At 69.8% G+C, this 15950-nt stretch carries 14 protein-coding genes; 10 read left to right on the forward strand and 4 right to left on the reverse strand.

The genetic code is table 11. The annotated features are described in order from the left end of the window. The first annotated feature begins 147 nt into the window (after window positions 1-147). The 9 genes from purS to AB0I81_RS50470 all read left to right on the forward strand — a co-directional run bounded on the left by purS (window position 148) and on the right by AB0I81_RS50470 (window position 9062). Window positions 148-393, forward strand: a complete 246-nt coding sequence (gene purS, locus AB0I81_RS50430) for a phosphoribosylformylglycinamidine synthase subunit PurS (protein ID WP_360674287.1) — start codon at window positions 148-150, stop codon at window positions 391-393. 221 nt (window positions 394-614) lie between these two features. Further along, complete coding sequence (locus AB0I81_RS50435; RefSeq protein WP_360674290.1) at window positions 615-1001, forward strand: ATP-binding protein; 387 nt, start codon at window positions 615-617, stop codon at window positions 999-1001. Window positions 1002-1241: 240 nt separating this feature from the next. After that, window positions 1242-1922, forward strand: a complete 681-nt coding sequence (gene purQ / locus AB0I81_RS50440; RefSeq protein ID WP_360674293.1) for a phosphoribosylformylglycinamidine synthase subunit PurQ — start codon at window positions 1242-1244, stop codon at window positions 1920-1922. After that, window positions 1919-4177, forward strand: a complete 2259-nt coding sequence (gene purL / locus AB0I81_RS50445; protein ID WP_360674296.1) for a phosphoribosylformylglycinamidine synthase subunit PurL — start codon at window positions 1919-1921, stop codon at window positions 4175-4177. Before purQ ends, purL begins: the two co-directional genes overlap by 4 nt. Before the next feature lie 106 nt (window positions 4178-4283). Continuing rightward, window positions 4284-6305, forward strand: coding sequence for an adenylate/guanylate cyclase domain-containing protein (locus AB0I81_RS50450; RefSeq protein ID WP_360674299.1), 2022 nt, complete (start codon window positions 4284-4286; stop codon window positions 6303-6305). 33 nt (window positions 6306-6338) lie between these two features. Beyond that, on the forward strand, window positions 6339-7001 hold the full coding sequence (locus AB0I81_RS50455; protein WP_360674302.1) for a Crp/Fnr family transcriptional regulator: 663 nt from the start codon (window positions 6339-6341) through the stop codon (window positions 6999-7001). A 45-nt stretch (window positions 7002-7046) separates the two neighbouring features. Beyond that, window positions 7047-8489, forward strand: coding sequence for an MFS transporter (locus tag AB0I81_RS50460; RefSeq protein ID WP_360674305.1), 1443 nt, complete (start codon window positions 7047-7049; stop codon window positions 8487-8489). 64 nt (window positions 8490-8553) lie between these two features. Then, window positions 8554-8745 carry a hypothetical protein gene (locus AB0I81_RS50465; protein ID WP_360674307.1) on the forward strand — a complete coding sequence of 64 codons (192 nt, stop codon included), beginning with the start codon at window positions 8554-8556 and terminating at the stop codon, window positions 8743-8745. Continuing rightward, a complete protein-coding gene (locus AB0I81_RS50470) occupies window positions 8742-9062 on the forward strand; it encodes a type II toxin-antitoxin system PemK/MazF family toxin (protein WP_360674310.1) in 321 nt (106 codons plus the stop codon). The genes AB0I81_RS50465 and AB0I81_RS50470 overlap by 4 nt, the downstream gene beginning before the upstream one ends. On the opposite strand, the gene AB0I81_RS50475 is transcribed toward AB0I81_RS50470, so the two are convergent. Beyond that, on the reverse strand, window positions 9055-9807 hold the full coding sequence (locus tag AB0I81_RS50475; RefSeq protein ID WP_360674313.1) for a methylenetetrahydrofolate reductase: 753 nt from the start codon (window positions 9805-9807) through the stop codon (window positions 9055-9057). The genes AB0I81_RS50470 and AB0I81_RS50475 overlap by 8 nt on opposite strands. Window positions 9808-9817: 10 nt before the next feature. Then, entirely contained in the window at window positions 9818-10462 is a 645-nt protein-coding gene (locus AB0I81_RS50480; protein ID WP_360674616.1) for a TetR family transcriptional regulator, read from the reverse strand. A gap of 72 nt (window positions 10463-10534) precedes the next feature. On the opposite strand from AB0I81_RS50480, the gene AB0I81_RS50485 reads away from it, so the two are divergent. Then, complete coding sequence (locus AB0I81_RS50485; RefSeq protein WP_360674315.1) at window positions 10535-11947, forward strand: DHA2 family efflux MFS transporter permease subunit; 1413 nt, start codon at window positions 10535-10537, stop codon at window positions 11945-11947. Here the strand turns inward: AB0I81_RS50485 and AB0I81_RS50490 are convergent. Continuing rightward, a complete protein-coding gene (locus AB0I81_RS50490) occupies window positions 11908-13788 on the reverse strand; it encodes an ABC transporter ATP-binding protein (protein WP_360674318.1) in 1881 nt (626 codons plus the stop codon). The two genes, AB0I81_RS50485 and AB0I81_RS50490, sit on opposite strands and share 40 nt — an antisense overlap. A 45-nt stretch (window positions 13789-13833) precedes the next feature. After that, entirely contained in the window at window positions 13834-15903 is a 2070-nt protein-coding gene (locus tag AB0I81_RS50495) for a PhoX family phosphatase (RefSeq protein WP_360674321.1), read from the reverse strand. Window positions 15904-15950 lie beyond the last annotated feature (47 nt).

The following is a 15950-nucleotide window of genomic DNA, read 5'->3' on the forward strand; positions in this document are numbered from 1 at the left end:
GGTAGTTCGGACGCTTTTGGGGCCATCGTGGCAGACATCACAGTCCAGTGCGCAAGCCCCATGCCCTCCCCGTTCCCGTTGTGTCGGCGACCACACGCGCCGGTAGGCTGTGCTTCCCAACCACCACCCGCTTCCAGGAGGAACGCAGTGGCCCGCGTCATCGTGGACGTCATGTTGAAGCCCGAGATCCTCGACCCGCAGGGCCAGGCGATCGCCAGAGCGCTGCCCCGGCTCGGCTTCTCCGGCGTCTCGGCCGTGCGCCAGGGCAAGCGCTTCGAGGTCGAGCTTGAGGGCCCGGCCGACGACGCGGCGCTGGAGGAGGTCCGCAAGATGGCCGAAACGCTGCTGGCCAACACGGTCATCGAGGACTACAGCGTCCGGGTGGAGGACTAGAAGGCACTTTTGCCGCCCTGATTTCCCCTAGGGCGGTTAAAGCGCGGTTGCGACGTGCCACAATGCCACGGGCGTGCCAACACTAAATAACAACAACGTGATTTTGCGGTTAGCCCCGTTTTCTCAGGGAAACCTACTCCAGGTGACATTGCGGCGCCCGGAGGAGTCCGGTGGATATTGAGTTCTCTTTGGCTCTGCCTCGGGATGCGATCGGCATACCGATGGTCAGGCGAGTGCTAGGTGATGCGATGCGTTCGCTCAACGTGAGCGAGACGTGCATCTCCGACATGTTGCTCGCGGTCTCCGAGGCGTGCTCCAACGCGGTCCGGCACGGAGGGCCGGCGAACCGCTACGAGGTGTCGGCGGCGATCGGCGCCGGCCAGTGCGACGTGCGCGTGGCCGACAACGGCGTCGGGGTTCCGACGATGCCCGCGCACTTTCCTCCCCCCGACACCGAGAACGGCCGTGGCCTGCTGATCATGCGCTCGGTCGTCGATGAGATCTCCTTCGGCATCACGCCGGGCCGGGGCACCACGGTCCACCTGCGCAAGCACCTCGCCTGGGACGACGGCGCCGACGCCCGTCCCCGCGAGCTCGCAGCGGTCTGACCCGACCGACGCCCGTCCCCGCGAGCTCGCAGCGGTCCGACCCGACCGACGCCCGTCACCGCGAGCTCGCTGCAGTCCGACCCGGCCGCCGCCCGTTCCCGCGCGCAGCGGTCTGACCTGTACGTTCACCCGGCAGGCGAGCCGATGCCGACCACCCGGGCGCACCCGATAACCTGATGACACCGCCGTCCGCCCCGAAGGGACGGTGAGGCGCGCATTCCTCCGGAGGGGACGACAGTCATGAGCGCTACGCGTGTGGGCGTAGTCACGTTTCCAGGAACTCTCGACGACCAGGACGCGGCCAGGGCCGTCGGCCTCGTGGGCGCGCAGGCGGTCCCGCTGTGGCACGCCGACCACGACCTGAAGGGGGTTGACGCCGTCTTCCTGCCCGGCGGCTTCTCCTACGGCGACTACCTGCGCTGCGGCGCCATCTCCAGGTTCGCGCCGCTCATGGACGAGCTGGTCCCGGCCGCGAAGGCGGGCCTGCCCGTGATCGGCACCTGCAACGGGTTCCAGATCCTGTGCGAGGCGCACCTGCTGCCCGGCGCGCTGACCCGCAACGCCTCGCTGCACTACGTGTGCCGCGACCAGCGGCTCAAGGTCGAGCAGACGGCGACCGCCTGGACCGGCTCGTTCGAGCGTGACCAGGAGATCGTGCTGCCGATCAAGCACGGTGAGGGCCGCTACGTGGCCTCCGAGGACACGCTGGCGGCGCTGGAGGCGGGCGGCCACGTGGTGTTCCGCTACCTGGGCAACCCCAACGGCTCGCTCAACGACATCGCCGGCATCCGCAACGAGGCGGGCAACGTGGTCGGCCTCATGCCGCACCCGGAGCACGCCGTGGAGGACCTGGTCGGCGCCCCGAGCACCGACGGCCTCGGCATCTTCACCTCCGTACTGAAGAACCTGGTGAACGCATGACAGACAGTGTGCAGCGGGCGGCGCAGACCCCCGACGAGGCGATGCCCTTCGCCGAGCTGGGGATGAAGCAGGACGAGTACGACCGGGTCAAGGAGATCCTGGGCCGCCGCCCGACCGGCTCCGAGCTGGCGATCTACAGCGTCATGTGGTCCGAGCACTGCTCGTACAAGTCCTCCAAGGTGCATCTGAGGCAGTTCGCCACGAAGGCGCCCAAGTCCGAGGCGCTGCTGGTGGGCATGGGCGAGAACGCGGGCGTGGTGGACATCGGCGACGGCTGGGCGGCCACGTTCAAGATCGAGTCGCACAACCACCCGTCCTACGTCGAGCCGCACCAGGGCGCGGCCACCGGCGTCGGCGGGATCGTGCGCGACATCATGTCCATGGGCGCGCGCCCGATCGCCGTCATGGACGCGCTGCGCTTCGGCGGCGCGGACGCCGTGGACACCCGCCGGGTGCTGCCCGGCGTAGTGGAGGGCATCAGCAGCTACGGCAACTGCCTGGGCCTGCCCAACATCGGCGGCGAGGTCGTCTTCGACCCCTGCTACATCGGCAACCCGCTGGTCAACGCGCTGTGCGTGGGCCTGCTGCGCAAGGACCAGATCAAGCTGGCCACCGCGCCAGGGCCCGGCAACAAGGTGGTGTTGTTCGGCGCTTCGACCGGCCCTGACGGCATCGGCGGCGCGTCGGTGCTGGCCTCCGCGACCTTCGAGGACGAGTCGCAGGCCAAGCGGCCCGCCGTGCAGGTGGGCGACCCGTTCATGGAGAAGCTGCTGATTGAGTGCTGCCTGGAGCTGTACGCGGCCGACGTCGTCGTCGGCATCCAGGACCTCGGCGCGGCCGGCGTCTCCTGCGCCACCACCGAGCTGGCCGCCAAGGGCACCGGCGGCATGGCGGTGGACCTCAACCTGGTCCCGTTGCGCGACCCCTCGCTCAGGCCCGAGGAGATCCTCATGAGCGAGTCGCAGGAGCGCATGATGGCGGTCGTCCGCCCCGACGACATCCCCGCCTTCCTGGCGGTCTGCGAGAAGTGGGACGTGCCCGCCACCGTCATCGGCGAGGTCACCGACACCGGCCGCCTGGTCATGACCTGGGACGGCGAGGTCATCGTGGACATCCCGCCGGGCACCGCCGCCGACGACGGCCCGGTCTACGAGCGGCCCTTCCACGAGCCCGCCGGGCAGGTCGCGCTCAACGCCGACACGCCCGACCGGCTGGAGCGGCCCGCCGGGCCCGCCGACCTGCGGGCCACCCTGCTCAAGCTGCTCGGCTCGCCCAACCTGGCCTCCAAGGAGTGGGTGACCGGCCAGTACGACCGCTACGTGCGTTCCAACACCGTGCTGGCCCAGCCCGCCGACGCCGGAATGGTGCGGATCTCCGAGGTCATGGAGGGCGCAGAGCCGACCACGAGGGGCATCGCGCTGTCCACCGACGGCAACGGCCGTTACGCCAAGCTCGACCCGTACGCGGGCGCTCAGCTCGCGCTGGCCGAGGCGTACCGGAACGTGGCCGTGACCGGCGCGGAGCCGCTGGCCGTCACCAACTGCCTCAACTTCGGCTCCCCCGAGGACCCCGAGGTCATGTGGCAGTTCGCCGAGGCCACCCGTGGCCTGGCCGACGCGTGCAGGACGCTGGGCGTGCCGGTCACCGGCGGCAACGTCTCCTTCTACAACCAGACCGGTTCGACGGCCATCCACCCGACGCCGGTCGTGGGCGTGCTCGGCGTCATCGACGACGTGGCCAAGCGGGTGCCGACCGGGTTCGTCGCGGACGGGCTGCGGGTGGTGCTGCTCGGCGACACCTCGGAGGAGTTCGGCGGCTCGGAGTGGGCCCACGTCGAGCACCGCCACCTGGGCGGGCTGCCGCCGCAGGCGGTGCTGGAGGCGGAGAAGGCGCTGGCCACCGTGCTGGTGGAGGCGGCCCGCCGCGGGCTGCTGGAGGGCTCGCACGACCTGTCGGACGGCGGGCTCGCCATCGCGCTGGCCGAGTCGTGCCTGGCGCGCGGCGTCGGGGCCACGGTGGAGCTGCACGGCGACGCCTTCACCGGCCTGTTCAGCGAGTCGGCCTCGCGGGCGCTGGTCGTGGTGCGGCCCGAGTCCTACGAGGAGTTCGCCTCGTTGTGCGGGCGGCACGAGGTGCCCTGCTACGGGCTCGGCGTGACCGGCGGGGACTCCCTGGTGGTCAAGGACGTGTTCGAGGTTCCCGTCGAGGAGCTGCGGGAGACGCACACGGCGGCACTTCCCGCGCTGTTCGGCTGAGGTTTCGCGGCGTCACGGCCGGTACGGGTCTCTGTGCCGGCCGTTACTCCTCAGGTGAGTAAAAGGACGCAGCCGGGACAGCGATCTCGCGTGGATAATCGGGTCTGTGCCAACCCCCGGTCCCGCGCCTTACCTCCCCAAAGCCACCCAGCCCGTACGCGGCGTGGTCTGGGGCATCCATCTGATCCTGCCCCTGCTCGGCCTCTGGCTGCTGCTCGCCCAGCCGCACATCAACATCTTCTGGCAGCACAACGGCAGCCACTTCTGGCTCATCATCCTGGTGGCCGGCGTCAACGTGGTGCTCGGTGTGCTCATCAGCGAGGCGTCGCGGCGGCGGCAGGACGCCCGGCTGTTCCTGGTCTCCATGGTCTTCCTGAGCAGCGCGGGCTTCTTCTTCCTGCACGGGCTGGCCACGCCGAAGTTCATCCTGGCCACCGGCTCGGTGGGGTTCGACATCGGGCAGCAGGTGGGGCTCTCGATCGCGGCGGCCTTCGCCTTCGCCTCGGCGCTGCCGCTGGACGAGCGGGCGGCCAAGTCCGTGCTGGGCTCGCAACACTTCATCCGCGGCGCGCTCGTCGGCGTCATGGTGTTGTGGGGTCTGGCCTCGCTGATCCCCGGCCTGACCCCGCTCAGCGAGCCACCGCTCGTCTCGCCGATGAACTGGCTGATGTGGGCGTCGGTGCCGGGAGTGGTGCTGTACGCGGCGGCCAGCGTGATGATGTTCCTGCTGCACCGGCGGCGACCATCGGCCATGCTGATCAGCCTGATCACCGCGTACGCGCTGCTGGCCGAGTCCATGATCGCCGGCATGTCGCAGCTCAACTGGCATCTGTCCTGGTGGGAGTGGCACATCCTGCTGACGCTGGCCTTCGTCTTCGTGGGCTACAGCGCGTACCTGCAGTTCCGGCGGGAGGGGTCGAGCGCGGGCCTGTTCGACTCGGTGACGCTGTCGGCGACCGTGGCGCGCATCAGGCGCGACTACGACCAGGCGCTGGAGGAACTGGTCGAGCACGTACGCCGGGGCGAGCCGATGGCCGCGACCCGCATGTCGGGCAAGTTCCGGCTCAACGAGGGCCAGGCCGCGGTGCTCGACCGGGCGGGGCAGGCGCTGGCCCAGGAGCGGGAGCTGTCGGAGCGGCTGGCCGCGCTGGTGGCTGTGAACGCGCAGACCAGGGTCGGGCTGCCGGAGGAGCAGTTGCTGACGACGTCGCTGGAGCGGGTGCGGCAGGCGTACGGGGATGTCAAGATCGCGCTGATCGCCGACGGGAAGACGCAGATCGGCTCGCGGAACTACCACTTCACCGACGGCAACCCGATCAGGCGCGAGCAGTTGCTGGCCTTCCCGCTGACCGTCGAGGGAAACCTGGCGGGCGTGCTGGAGGTGCCGATCGGGCGGACGAACCAGGACGAGGCGCTGGCCGCGACGCTGGCCGGGCAGCTCTCGTTGTCGCTGGAGAACGCCCGGCTCTACCAGGCGCTGCACACGCTCTTCCACCAGTACATGTCGCCGGACGTGGCGCACGCGCTGCTCTCCGATCCCGCGCAGGCGGAGCTGGGCGGGCAGGTCAAGGAGCTGACCGCGCTGTTCGCCGATCTCAAGGGCTTCACCACGTTCTCGGAGAGGGTCACGCCCGGCGAGATCGTCGAGATGCTCAACCGCTACCACACGGCCGCCGTGCCGTGCATTCTCAACAACCGCGGCACGATCGTGCAGTTCGTCGGCGACGCGCTGCTGGCCCTGTTCAACGCCCCCGCCACGCAGGACGGGCACGCGCGGCTGGCCTGCCAGGCCGCGCTGCAGATGCAGCGGGCCGCCGCCGAGATCGCCGAGGAGATGGCCTGGCGGGTGGACTCGGTGGAGTGGCCGACGTTCCGGGTGGGGGTCAACACCGGGCCCGCGCTGGTCGGCAACATCGGCAGCCCGGAGTTGCGCGGCTTCAACGCGATGGGCGACGCCGTGAACGTGGCCGCCAGGCTCCAGACGCTCGCCGAGCCGGGCACTGTGGTGATCGGCGAGACGACGTACCAGCAGCTCGGGGAGGGTGCGCGGGTCAACCCGCTGGGGCCGCTCAGCCTCAAGGGCAAGCAGGAGCGCGTGGCGGCCTATGTTCTGACCGAAATGACATAGATGGGCGAGGCCGCTACCGACATAATCGGGCCCATGGATCCAGAGCCCGGAGAGTTCCTGACCATGCTCACCGCCGCGGAGGTCGAGAGTCTGCGCTCGGCCGGCCGCCCGCGGCGCTGGGACCGGGGCACGACCATCATGACCGAGGGCGACACCTCCGACTGGGTGCTCGTGCTGACGGAGGGGCGGGTCAAGTGCTCCTCCCACACCAGCGCCGGCACCGAAGTGGTGCTGGCCGTGCGCGGCCCCGGCGCGTTGCTCGGCGAGTTGTCGGCCATCGACGGCTCTCCCCGGTCGACCACGGTGACCGCGCTGGAGCCGATCTCCGGCATCGTGGTGCGCGACTTCACCGGCTTCCTGGAGTCTCACGGGCGCATCGCCGTCCTGCTCATGCAACTCGTCAGCGGCAAGCTGCGCGACGCCGACAGGAAACGCATCGAGTACGGCGCGTTCGACACCACCGGGCGGGTGGCGACGCGGCTGCTGGAGCTGGCCGAACGGTACGGGGAGAAGACCAACAGCGGGGTGCGGGTAGCGCTGCCGCTGTCCCAGGACGAGCTGGCGGGCTGGACCGGCGCCTCCCGCGAGGCCGTCAGCAAGGCGCTGCGGACGCTGCGCGACCGGGGGCTGATCGAGACCGGCAGGCGGCGCGTGGTGATTCATGACCTGGAGGGGTTGCGCAAGCGAGCCAGGTGACCCCTGGTACAAAACGGACGTACGTCGTACGTCATAGTGGGAGGCATGGTCGCGGTCACCCCCCAAGACGACGCCCGCCTCCGCTACGCCTGGCAGGTCTGCGCGGTCACCAGTCTGGGCCTGATCCTCATCGGCATCGCCGGCAGCACCCTCAACGTGGCACTGCCGACCGTGGTGCGGCACTTCCAGGCGAACGCGACCGAGTCGGGCTGGATCCTGCTGGCGTTCCTGCTGGTCAACACGGCCAGCCTGGTCTTCTTCGGCCGGGTGGCCGACCTGCTGGGCAGGCGCGAGGTCTATCTGACCGGCTTCGCCCTGTTCACACTGGCCTCGCTGCTGGCCGGGCTGTCGCCGGACGTGTGGTTCCTGATCGCGATGCGCGTGCTGCAGGCCGTGGGTGCCGCCATGATCCTGGCGAACGGCACCGTGATCATCACCGACGCGTTCCCGTCCGACCGGCTCAGCCAGGGCATGGGCGTCTACATCGGCACGCTGTCGGTGGCCCAGTTGCTCGGGCCCACGCTGGGCGGGCTGATCGCGGAGACGTTCGGCTGGCAGTGGATCTTCTGGGTGAACGTGCCCGCCGGGCTCGTCGCGCTCGGCGTCGGGGCGGCGATCTTACGCAAGGTGCCAAGGCGACCGCGCGAGCCGGTGGACGCGCTGGGCAACGTGCTGGTGTTCGCGGCGCTGTCAGCGCTGCTGCTGGCGCTGTCGGAGGCCGGTCCCCGGGGGCTGACCAGCCCGGTGGTGCTGGCCGGGGCGGGGCTGTTCGTGGTGCTGGTGCCGGTGATCCTGCTGGCCCAGCGGCGCGCCCCCAACCCGGTGCTGGACCTGCGGCTGTTCGGCGGGCGGCTGCTGGCCCTGGCGAACCTGGCCTCCTTCTGCAACGCGCTGGCCCGCTCCGCGCTGATCCTGGTGGTCGCGCTGTACTTCCAGGCGGCCAGGGGGGTGGACGCGTTCGAGGCGGGGCTGAGCGTGCTGCCCGTGCCGGTCGGGATCGGGCTGGCCTCGCCGCTGGTGGGGCTGCTGGGGCGCAAGGTGTCGCCGTACGCGCTGTCGATCGGCGGCGCGGTGCTCAGCGCGGCGGGGCTCGGCACGCTGATGGTCACGGCCGATCCGGCGACGCCGTACTGGGTGATCGGGGTCGGGCTGTTCGTGGCGGGGTGCGGCAGCGGCGCGTTCCTGACCGGCAACACCACGCAGGTCATGCGGGCGCTGCCGACCGGCAGCCTGGGGGTGGTTAACGGCTTCCGCGTCATGGTGATGAACGTCGGCATCGTCATCAGCGTCGGCATGTCGCTCAGCGTCCTGACCTCCTCGGTGGGGCCGGGGCTGCGCGCCCAGGTGTACGCGGGAACCCTGTCCACGCTGTCGCCGGTGGCGGTGGGGCAGCTCATGGACGGGTTCCAGCGCGCGTACGCGGTGCTCTTCGCGGTCGCCCTGGCCGGCGCGGCGCTGGCGGCCCTGGCCCGGCCGGGCCGCCGCTGACTGTATTACGATTTGTATTACAGTCTTTGGTATGGGGACTCTAAACGTACGCACCGATGAAGCGATGGAGACGGCTCTGCGCGCGCTTGCGGGAGAGACGAGAAGCCGTTCCGAGGCCGTCCGTTACGCCGTGCTCCACACCTACAAGGAGATGCTGATCGAGCAGGCCGCCGCAGATGCGGACCGCCTCAGGAACGATCCCGACGATCAAGCCGAGATGCTCGCCATCCAGCGCTTCATGGGCGTAGGCGAGTGATCTTTCGAGGCGCCATCTATGAGATCAAGTCTCTTCCGGGAGCCCGTGATAACGGGCAGCAGGGCCCCCGTTATGCGGTGATCATCCAATCGAAGCACTTCACGACCAGCACGATTACCATCGCCATGACCTCAACGAGCGCTGGTCCCGCCAGCTACCGGCCAGAGATCGACTTCAACGGCTCGAAGTCGCGCGTGCTGACGGACCAGATCTACTCGGTCTCCCCATCAAGGCTCGGCGAGTTCAAGGACACGCTCGAGGCGCATGAGATCGCGGATCTCGATCGCGCCCTCATGCTGAAACTCGGCCTCATTTGATGAAGGCGGCGGCGAGCCTGGATTCGACGTCGCGGTAGCGGGAGACCGGGACGAGGTGGACGCCGGCGAAGGCGCCGGACTCGCGTAGCGCCAGGACCTGCGCGCAGGCCGCCTCCACGCCCGCCATGCGGTCGGCGGCGACCTGTTCGATCAGGGTCTCGGGGAGGTCGATGTCCGGGATCGTGGAGGCCAGCATGCGGGCGTGCCGCTCGCTGGCCAGCACCATGACCCCGGCGTAGACGGGCACGTCCACCGGGTTGGCCTCGCGCCAGCGCACCTGGGCCACCACCGAGAAGCCGACCTGGAGGAACAGGAAGTCGGCTGCGCGCTTGAACGACGGCAGCGGGCGCATCCCGGCGGCGGCACCGAGCCGTGCGCCGGGCGAGAACTCGCGCGCCTCCTCGATCATCGAGCGGACCGTCAGGTCGCTCGTCCTGTTTCCGCTTGTGGGCTTGTCGCCGTAGACGAAGAGAAACTGGTCCACCCCGTACGCCTGCGCCGTCAGCAGGTCGCGGCGGAAGCCGAGCAGGTTGCGGTCGCGCGAGTTGAGGCAGGCGATGCCGCGCCCGCCCATCGCCTGGACCTCGTGGGCCACGGCCACGCTCGATACGGTCGCGCGGCCGATGTGGTTGTCGGGGATCAGGAACGAGTGGGCGATCTTGCTCATGGTGCCGATCTGGTGCCGTACGTGCGTCAGATCGGGCTTGGTCGGGGGTTCGATCTCGCAGATCAGCTCGAAGGACATGATCGAAACCCTAACCTCTGGCCGCCAGCGCCTCGATGCCGGTCAGCACGAGGTCGACGCCGAAGGTGTCGTACAACTCCGGAGGCATCCCATCCGCCAGCGGCGACGCCATCTCCACGATGTGCGGGTAGGTCTCCACCGGCAGTGACTGCAGGGCGACCCGCTTGGCCTTGATCGTGTGGTTCAGGTCGGGCGTGGTGTGCCGGTGGACCGGGGCGTCGGCGATGGAGATGGCGCTCTGCAGGATGTACTTGGTGATCAGGCAGCTCTCGTCCACGCCGAACCCCGCCGTACGGGCCAGGCCGAGCGCCTGGTCCCACACCGACAGGAAGTTCGGCACCGCGACGGGGTCGATGTGCCCGAGCACGTCCTTGGCGCAGGGGTGTGTGCGCAGCGTCCTGATCAGTCCCTCGACGAGGTCGCGGAGCTGGGCCTGCCAGGGGCGCTCGTCGGCCGGCTTGGGCGCGAAGCCGCCGATCAGGTGGTCGGCCATGCCGATGATCAGCTGTTCCTTGTTCTTGTGGTGCCAGTAGAGGGCCATCGGGGTCACGCCGAGATCCGTGGCCAGGCGGCGGATCGTCACGGCGTCGAGGCCCTCGGCGTCGCCGATCTCCAGGGCCCGCTCCGCGATCGTCCGCGCGGTCAGTTTTCCCATCACGGTTGACAACTATACGACGTACAAGTTCAACTATACGGCGTACAAGTACGCTGTATAGGAAGGACTGCCATGCGATGGTGGGCGCTCGCCGCGGTGACGCTGGGCACTTTCATGACTTATCTGGACAACAACGTGCAGAACGTCGCGTTGCCCACGATCCAGCGGGATCTGGGGCTGGAGATCTCGGGGCTCGAATGGGTCGTGAGCTCCTACATCCTCGTCTTCGCCGGCCTCATGCTGGCCGGCGGCAGGCTCGCTGACGTGTTCGGCGCGCGCAGGGTCTTCCTCGGCGGGCTGGCCGTCTTCACGCTGGCCTCGCTGGCCGCCGGGCTGGCCACCTCGGGCGGCATGCTGATCGGGGCGCGGGCCGTACAGGGAGTGGGGGCCGCCCTGCTCACCCCCACCGCGCTCGCGCTGATCAGCCAGATCTTCCCCGACCCCGCCGAGCGCGGCAGGGCCGTGGGCGTCTGGAGCATGGCGGGGGCGCTGTCGATGGCACTCGGGCCGGTGGCGGGCGGCTTCATCAGCGAGAACCTGCACTGGGGCTGGATCTACCTGGTCAACGTCCCGATCGGGCTGGTGACGGCGGGGCTGGCGATGTGGGCGATCAGGCCCGCGTCCGGGCGGGTGCGCCACAACCTCGACCTGCCCGGCCTGGCCACCTCGGCGCTGGCCCTGTTCGCCCTGACATATGCGCTCATCGAGGGTGAGGCCGCCGGATGGACCTCGCCCACGATCCTGGCCGCGTTCGGCGTGTTCGCGGTGGCCGCCGTGGCGTTCGTCCGGGTGGAGTCGCGGGCCCCCGAGCCGATGATCGCGATGTCGCTGTTCAGGTCGCGGGTGTTCAGCGGCGGGCTGGTCACCAGCGGGATCTGGACGTTCGGCGTGTTCGGGATCTACTTCTTCAGCGCCCTGTGGCTGCAGAACGTGCTGGGCTTCTCCCCCACCGAGGCGGGTGCCTCGTTCGTGCCGATGGCGCTGGTCATGGCCGTGGTCGCGGTACTGTCACAACGAATCAGCGCGGCGCTCGGCATCGGCCGCACGGTGGCGCTCGGCATGGCGCTCATGGGCGCGGCGATCTACCTGATCTCCCGGGTCGGGGCCGACGGCACCTACGCGGACGTCGCCCCCTGGTTCATCCTGTACGGCCTCGGCGGCGGCCTGCTCGTCCCCCTGACGGCCGCCATGCTGGGCGGCATGTCCAAGGACACCTCAGGCGTGGCCTCGGGCGTGCTCAACGTCTCGCGCGAGGTGTTCGGGCTGCTCGGCATCACCCTGCTGGGCGCGTTCCTGAGCGCCAGGCAGGCCGGCAGCGACCTTCCGCCGCTGCCGGCCTTCCTCGACGCCTACCAGTTCACGCTGGTCATCGCGGCGGTCGCGGTGGTCTGCGCGATCCCGGTCGCGCTGTGGTCGCTGCGCGAGCGGCAGGAGCCCGGCGAGCCTCAAGCCGCCGCCCCCGCCACCGTCGGGTCCTCGAACTGAGTGCGGTACAGCTCCTCGTAGCGGCCTTCGGCGGCGAGCAGTTCGGCGTGCGTGCCGCGCTCGACCACCCGCCCGTCCTCGATCACCAGGATCACGTCGGCGGCGCGGACCGTGGACAGCCGGTGCGCGATCACCACGGCGGTCCTGCCGTCGAGCGCCTCCCCCAGGGCCGCCTGCACGGCCGCCTCGGAGGTGGAGTCGAGCGCCGCCGTGGCCTCGTCCAGGATCACCACCCGGGGCTTGGCCAGCAGCAGGCGGGCGATCGTGAGGCGCTGGCGCTCGCCGCCCGACAGCCGGTAGCCGCGCTCGCCCACCACCGTGTCGAGCCCGTCGGGCAGCGACCGGATGAGCGTGGCCAGGCGGGCGCGGGTGAGCGCGTCCCAGATCTCCTCCTCGGTGGCGTCCGGCGCGGCGAGCAGCAGGTTGGCGCGGATCGTCTCGTGGAAGAGGTGGCCGTCCTGGGTGACCATGCCGAGCGTGTCGCGGATGGAGTCGGCGCTCAGGTCGCGTACGTCCACGCCGCCGAGCCGTACGGCGCCGGAGTCGACGTCGTACAACCTGGGCAGGAGCTGCGCGATCGTGGACTTGCCCGCGCCCGACGAGCCGACCAGCGCCACCATCTGACCGGGCTCGGCCCGGAAGGACACGCCGTGCAGCACCTCGTCGCCGCCGCGCGTGTCGAGCACGGCGACCTCCTCCAGCGAGGCCAGCGAGACCTTGTCGGCGGAGGGGTAGGCGAAGCGCACGTCGTCGAACTCGACGGAGACCGGGCCCTCTGGCACCTCGCGGGCGTCCGGCTTGTCCTCGATGAGCGGCTTGAGGTCGAGCACCTCGAAGACCCGCTCGAAGCTGACGACGGCGCTCATCACGTCCACGCGGGCGCTGGCCAGGGCGGTCAGGGGCGCGTAGAGGCGGGTGAGCAGCATGGCCATCGACACCAGCGCGCCGGGGGCGAGCTGGCCCGCCAGGGCGTAGAAGCCGCCCAGGCCGTAGACCAGGGCCAGGGCCAGCGCCGAGACCAGCGTCAGCGCGGTGACGAAGGCGTACTGGGTCATGGCCGAGCGCACCCCGATGTCGCGCACCCGCCGCGCCCTGCCGGCGAACTCGGCCGACTCGTGCGCGGGCCGGCCGAACAGCTTGACGAGCGTCGCGCCGGGCGCGGAGAACCGCTCGGTCATCTGCGTGCCCATGGCCGCGTTGTGGTCGGCCGCCTCGCGCCGCAGGTGGGCGATCCTGGTGCCCATCCGCCGGGCGGGCAGCATGAACATGGGCAGGAGCAGCAGCGCGAGCAGCGTGATCTGCCAGGAGATGCCGATCATCGCGATGAGCGTCAGCACGAGCGTCACGATGTTGCCCGCCACGCCCGACAGGGTGTCGGTGAAGGCCCGCTGCGCGCCGATCACGTCGTTGTTCAGGCGGCTGACCAGCGCGCCCGTGCGGGTTCTGGTGAAGAAGGCGATCGGCATCTTCTGTACGTGGTCGAAGACGGCCGTGCGCAGGTCGAGTATCAGGTCCTCGCCCAGGCCGGCCGACAACCAGCGGTTCACCAGCCCGAGCGCCGCCTCCGCGATCGCCAGGCCGCCGATCAGCAGGGCCACCGTGACCACCACGCCGATCGGCTCGGCGTTGAAGATCGCGTCGACCACCCGGCCCGCCAGCAGCGGCGCGCCCACCGCCAGGCCCGCCATCACCACGCTGAGCACCAGGAACAGGGTCAGCTTGCGGCGGTGCGGGCGGGCGAAGCCGCCGATGCGACGGAGCGTCGCCCTGGAGAGCGGGCGACGCTCCTGCTGGTTGTTCATCGAATAGAGCTGATGCCAGGCGGTCATTTCCATGCTCATGGCATGGACGTTACGACCTCAAGTTAACTAGAGGTCAACTGGTTTTCAGGAACCGATCTTCTTGCCCCGCTCGTGCCAGACCACGGCCACCGACGGGCGCGGCTGGCTGCCCTCGCCGTCGGGCCAGGTGCTGCTCGGGTTCTCCGGGCTGGCGCCGTCGGTCTCGCCCGGGTGCTGCACCGCGACGAAGACGCTGCGCTGGTCGCTGGAGACGAGCGGACCGCAGGTCTCGGCGCCGACCGGCACGGTGAGGAACTGGCGCAGGTAGCCGCGCTCCTTACCCTTGACCGGCATCACGAACAGGCCGTCGTTCGTGCCCAGCGCGTTGCCGTCCGTGGAGATCCACAGGTTGCCGTCCTTGTCGAACGTCACGTTGTCCGGGCAGGAGATCGGCGAGACCTTGTTCTTGTCGAAGCCCGCGAAGTAGGTGTTGGCGTCCTTCGGGTCGCCACAGACCAGCGGGATCGACCAGGCGAACGTGCGCTCGCCCGCGTCGTTGCGCCGCTCCACGATCTCCAGGACGTGACCGTGCTTGTTCGCCGAGCGCGGGTTGGCCTCGTCCGCCTGGGCCGGGGTGCGGTTGGTGTTGTTGGTCAGGGCCACGTAGACGCCGCCGGTGACCGGGTTGCGCTCCATGTCCTCGGGGCGGTCCATCTTCGTGGCGCCCACCTTGTCGGCGGCCGTACGGGTGTAGACCAGCACCTCTTCGGCGGACATGCCCTCGACGTAGGACTTGTCGCCCGACACCAGCCGGATCCACTCGCCCGAGCCGTCGAACTCGCCGTCCTTGGGCAGCTTGCCGGAGCCGTCGATCTCGGACTTGGGGCTGTCGCCGGTGAACTTGGCCACGTACAGGGTGCCCTCGTCCAGCAGGTCCCGGTTGTGCCGGTCGAACCCGGGGATGTAGCGGTCCTTGGAGACGAACTTGTAGATGTACTCGAAACGTCCGTCGTCACCCATGTAGACGACCAGGCGCTTGTCGCGGGACAGCGTCGTGGTGGCGGCCTCGTGGGCGAAGCGGCCGAGCGCGGTGCGCTTGATCGGCGTGGAGTCGGGGTCGAACGGGTCGATCTCCACGATCCATCCGAACCTGTTGACCTCCTTCGGGTGCTTCTCCAGGTCGAAGCGCTCCTCGACACGGTCGAACCGGCGGCTGTCGTCCGGGGTGCCGGTGGTGATCGAGTAGCGGGTGACGTACGGCTTCTGCTCCGCCGGCACCTTGTCGCCGTTGACGAAGTACTGGTTGAAGTTCTCCTCGGTGGTGAGCACCGTGCCCCACGGGGTGGTGCCGCCCGAGCAGTTGTTCAGCATGCCGATGGGCGTGCGGCCGCGGGAGTCGTCCGCGGTCTTGAGCAGGTCGCTGCCCGCGGCCGGGCCGCTGAACTTCATCTTGGTCTGAGCGGTGATGCGCCGGTTGTAGCGGCGGCGGCCCTTGGTGACCAGCTTCCACTCGCCGGTGTTGCCCGCGCGCTCGATCTCGACGACCGAGCCGCCGTGCGCGGCCAGGCCGATCTTGATCTGCTCCTCGGTCGCGTCCGCGCCGCCGGTGTAGCCGCGGAACATCAGGGCCTCGTCGCTGTACTCGTGGTTGACCCAGAGCAGCGCCCGGTCCCGGCCCATCGGGAAGAGCGTCACATAGTCGCAGTTGTAGCCGAACTGCTTGTTCTGCGCGTCGGCGGTCTGGTTGTCGAAGTCGAACTCCGGCGCGTCGGGGAGCACCGGGTCGCCCCAGCCCACGACCACGGAGGACTTGTAGTCGTCCGGGATGCTCAGCTTGTCATCCTTGTTCGGCTTGACGGGCGTGAAGCGCAGGTCGCTCTTGCCGCCGCCGTGCCCGCCCTTGGCCGCCGCCTCCGGCTCGTCAGCGAAGGCCGGCGCCGTCCCCGCCACGCCCACACCCGCCACAACCGCGCCGAGCGCGCCCGCGCGCAGCACGCCGCGCCGCGACAGCGCGTCCTTCACCACGTCGCCGAAGTAGGCGTTGTCCGTCGTGTTGGCCACCTCGTGCGCACACGCGTTACCGCAGCGGAACTGGCAGGTCAGCGCAGATCGGCCGCCTTTGTGCGGGGTGGAAAGCAGCGGCAACAGCCGCCGCCCCCCGTTGGGGTTCGACACAGGTCCTCCATATATGTGCGCGGTTATACCGCGGGGAGGCTACGGTC

Origin of the sequence: Nonomuraea sp. NPDC050404, assembly GCF_040655495.1 — a bacterium.
In the GTDB taxonomy this organism is placed as follows: domain Bacteria; phylum Actinomycetota; class Actinomycetes; order Streptosporangiales; family Streptosporangiaceae; genus Nonomuraea.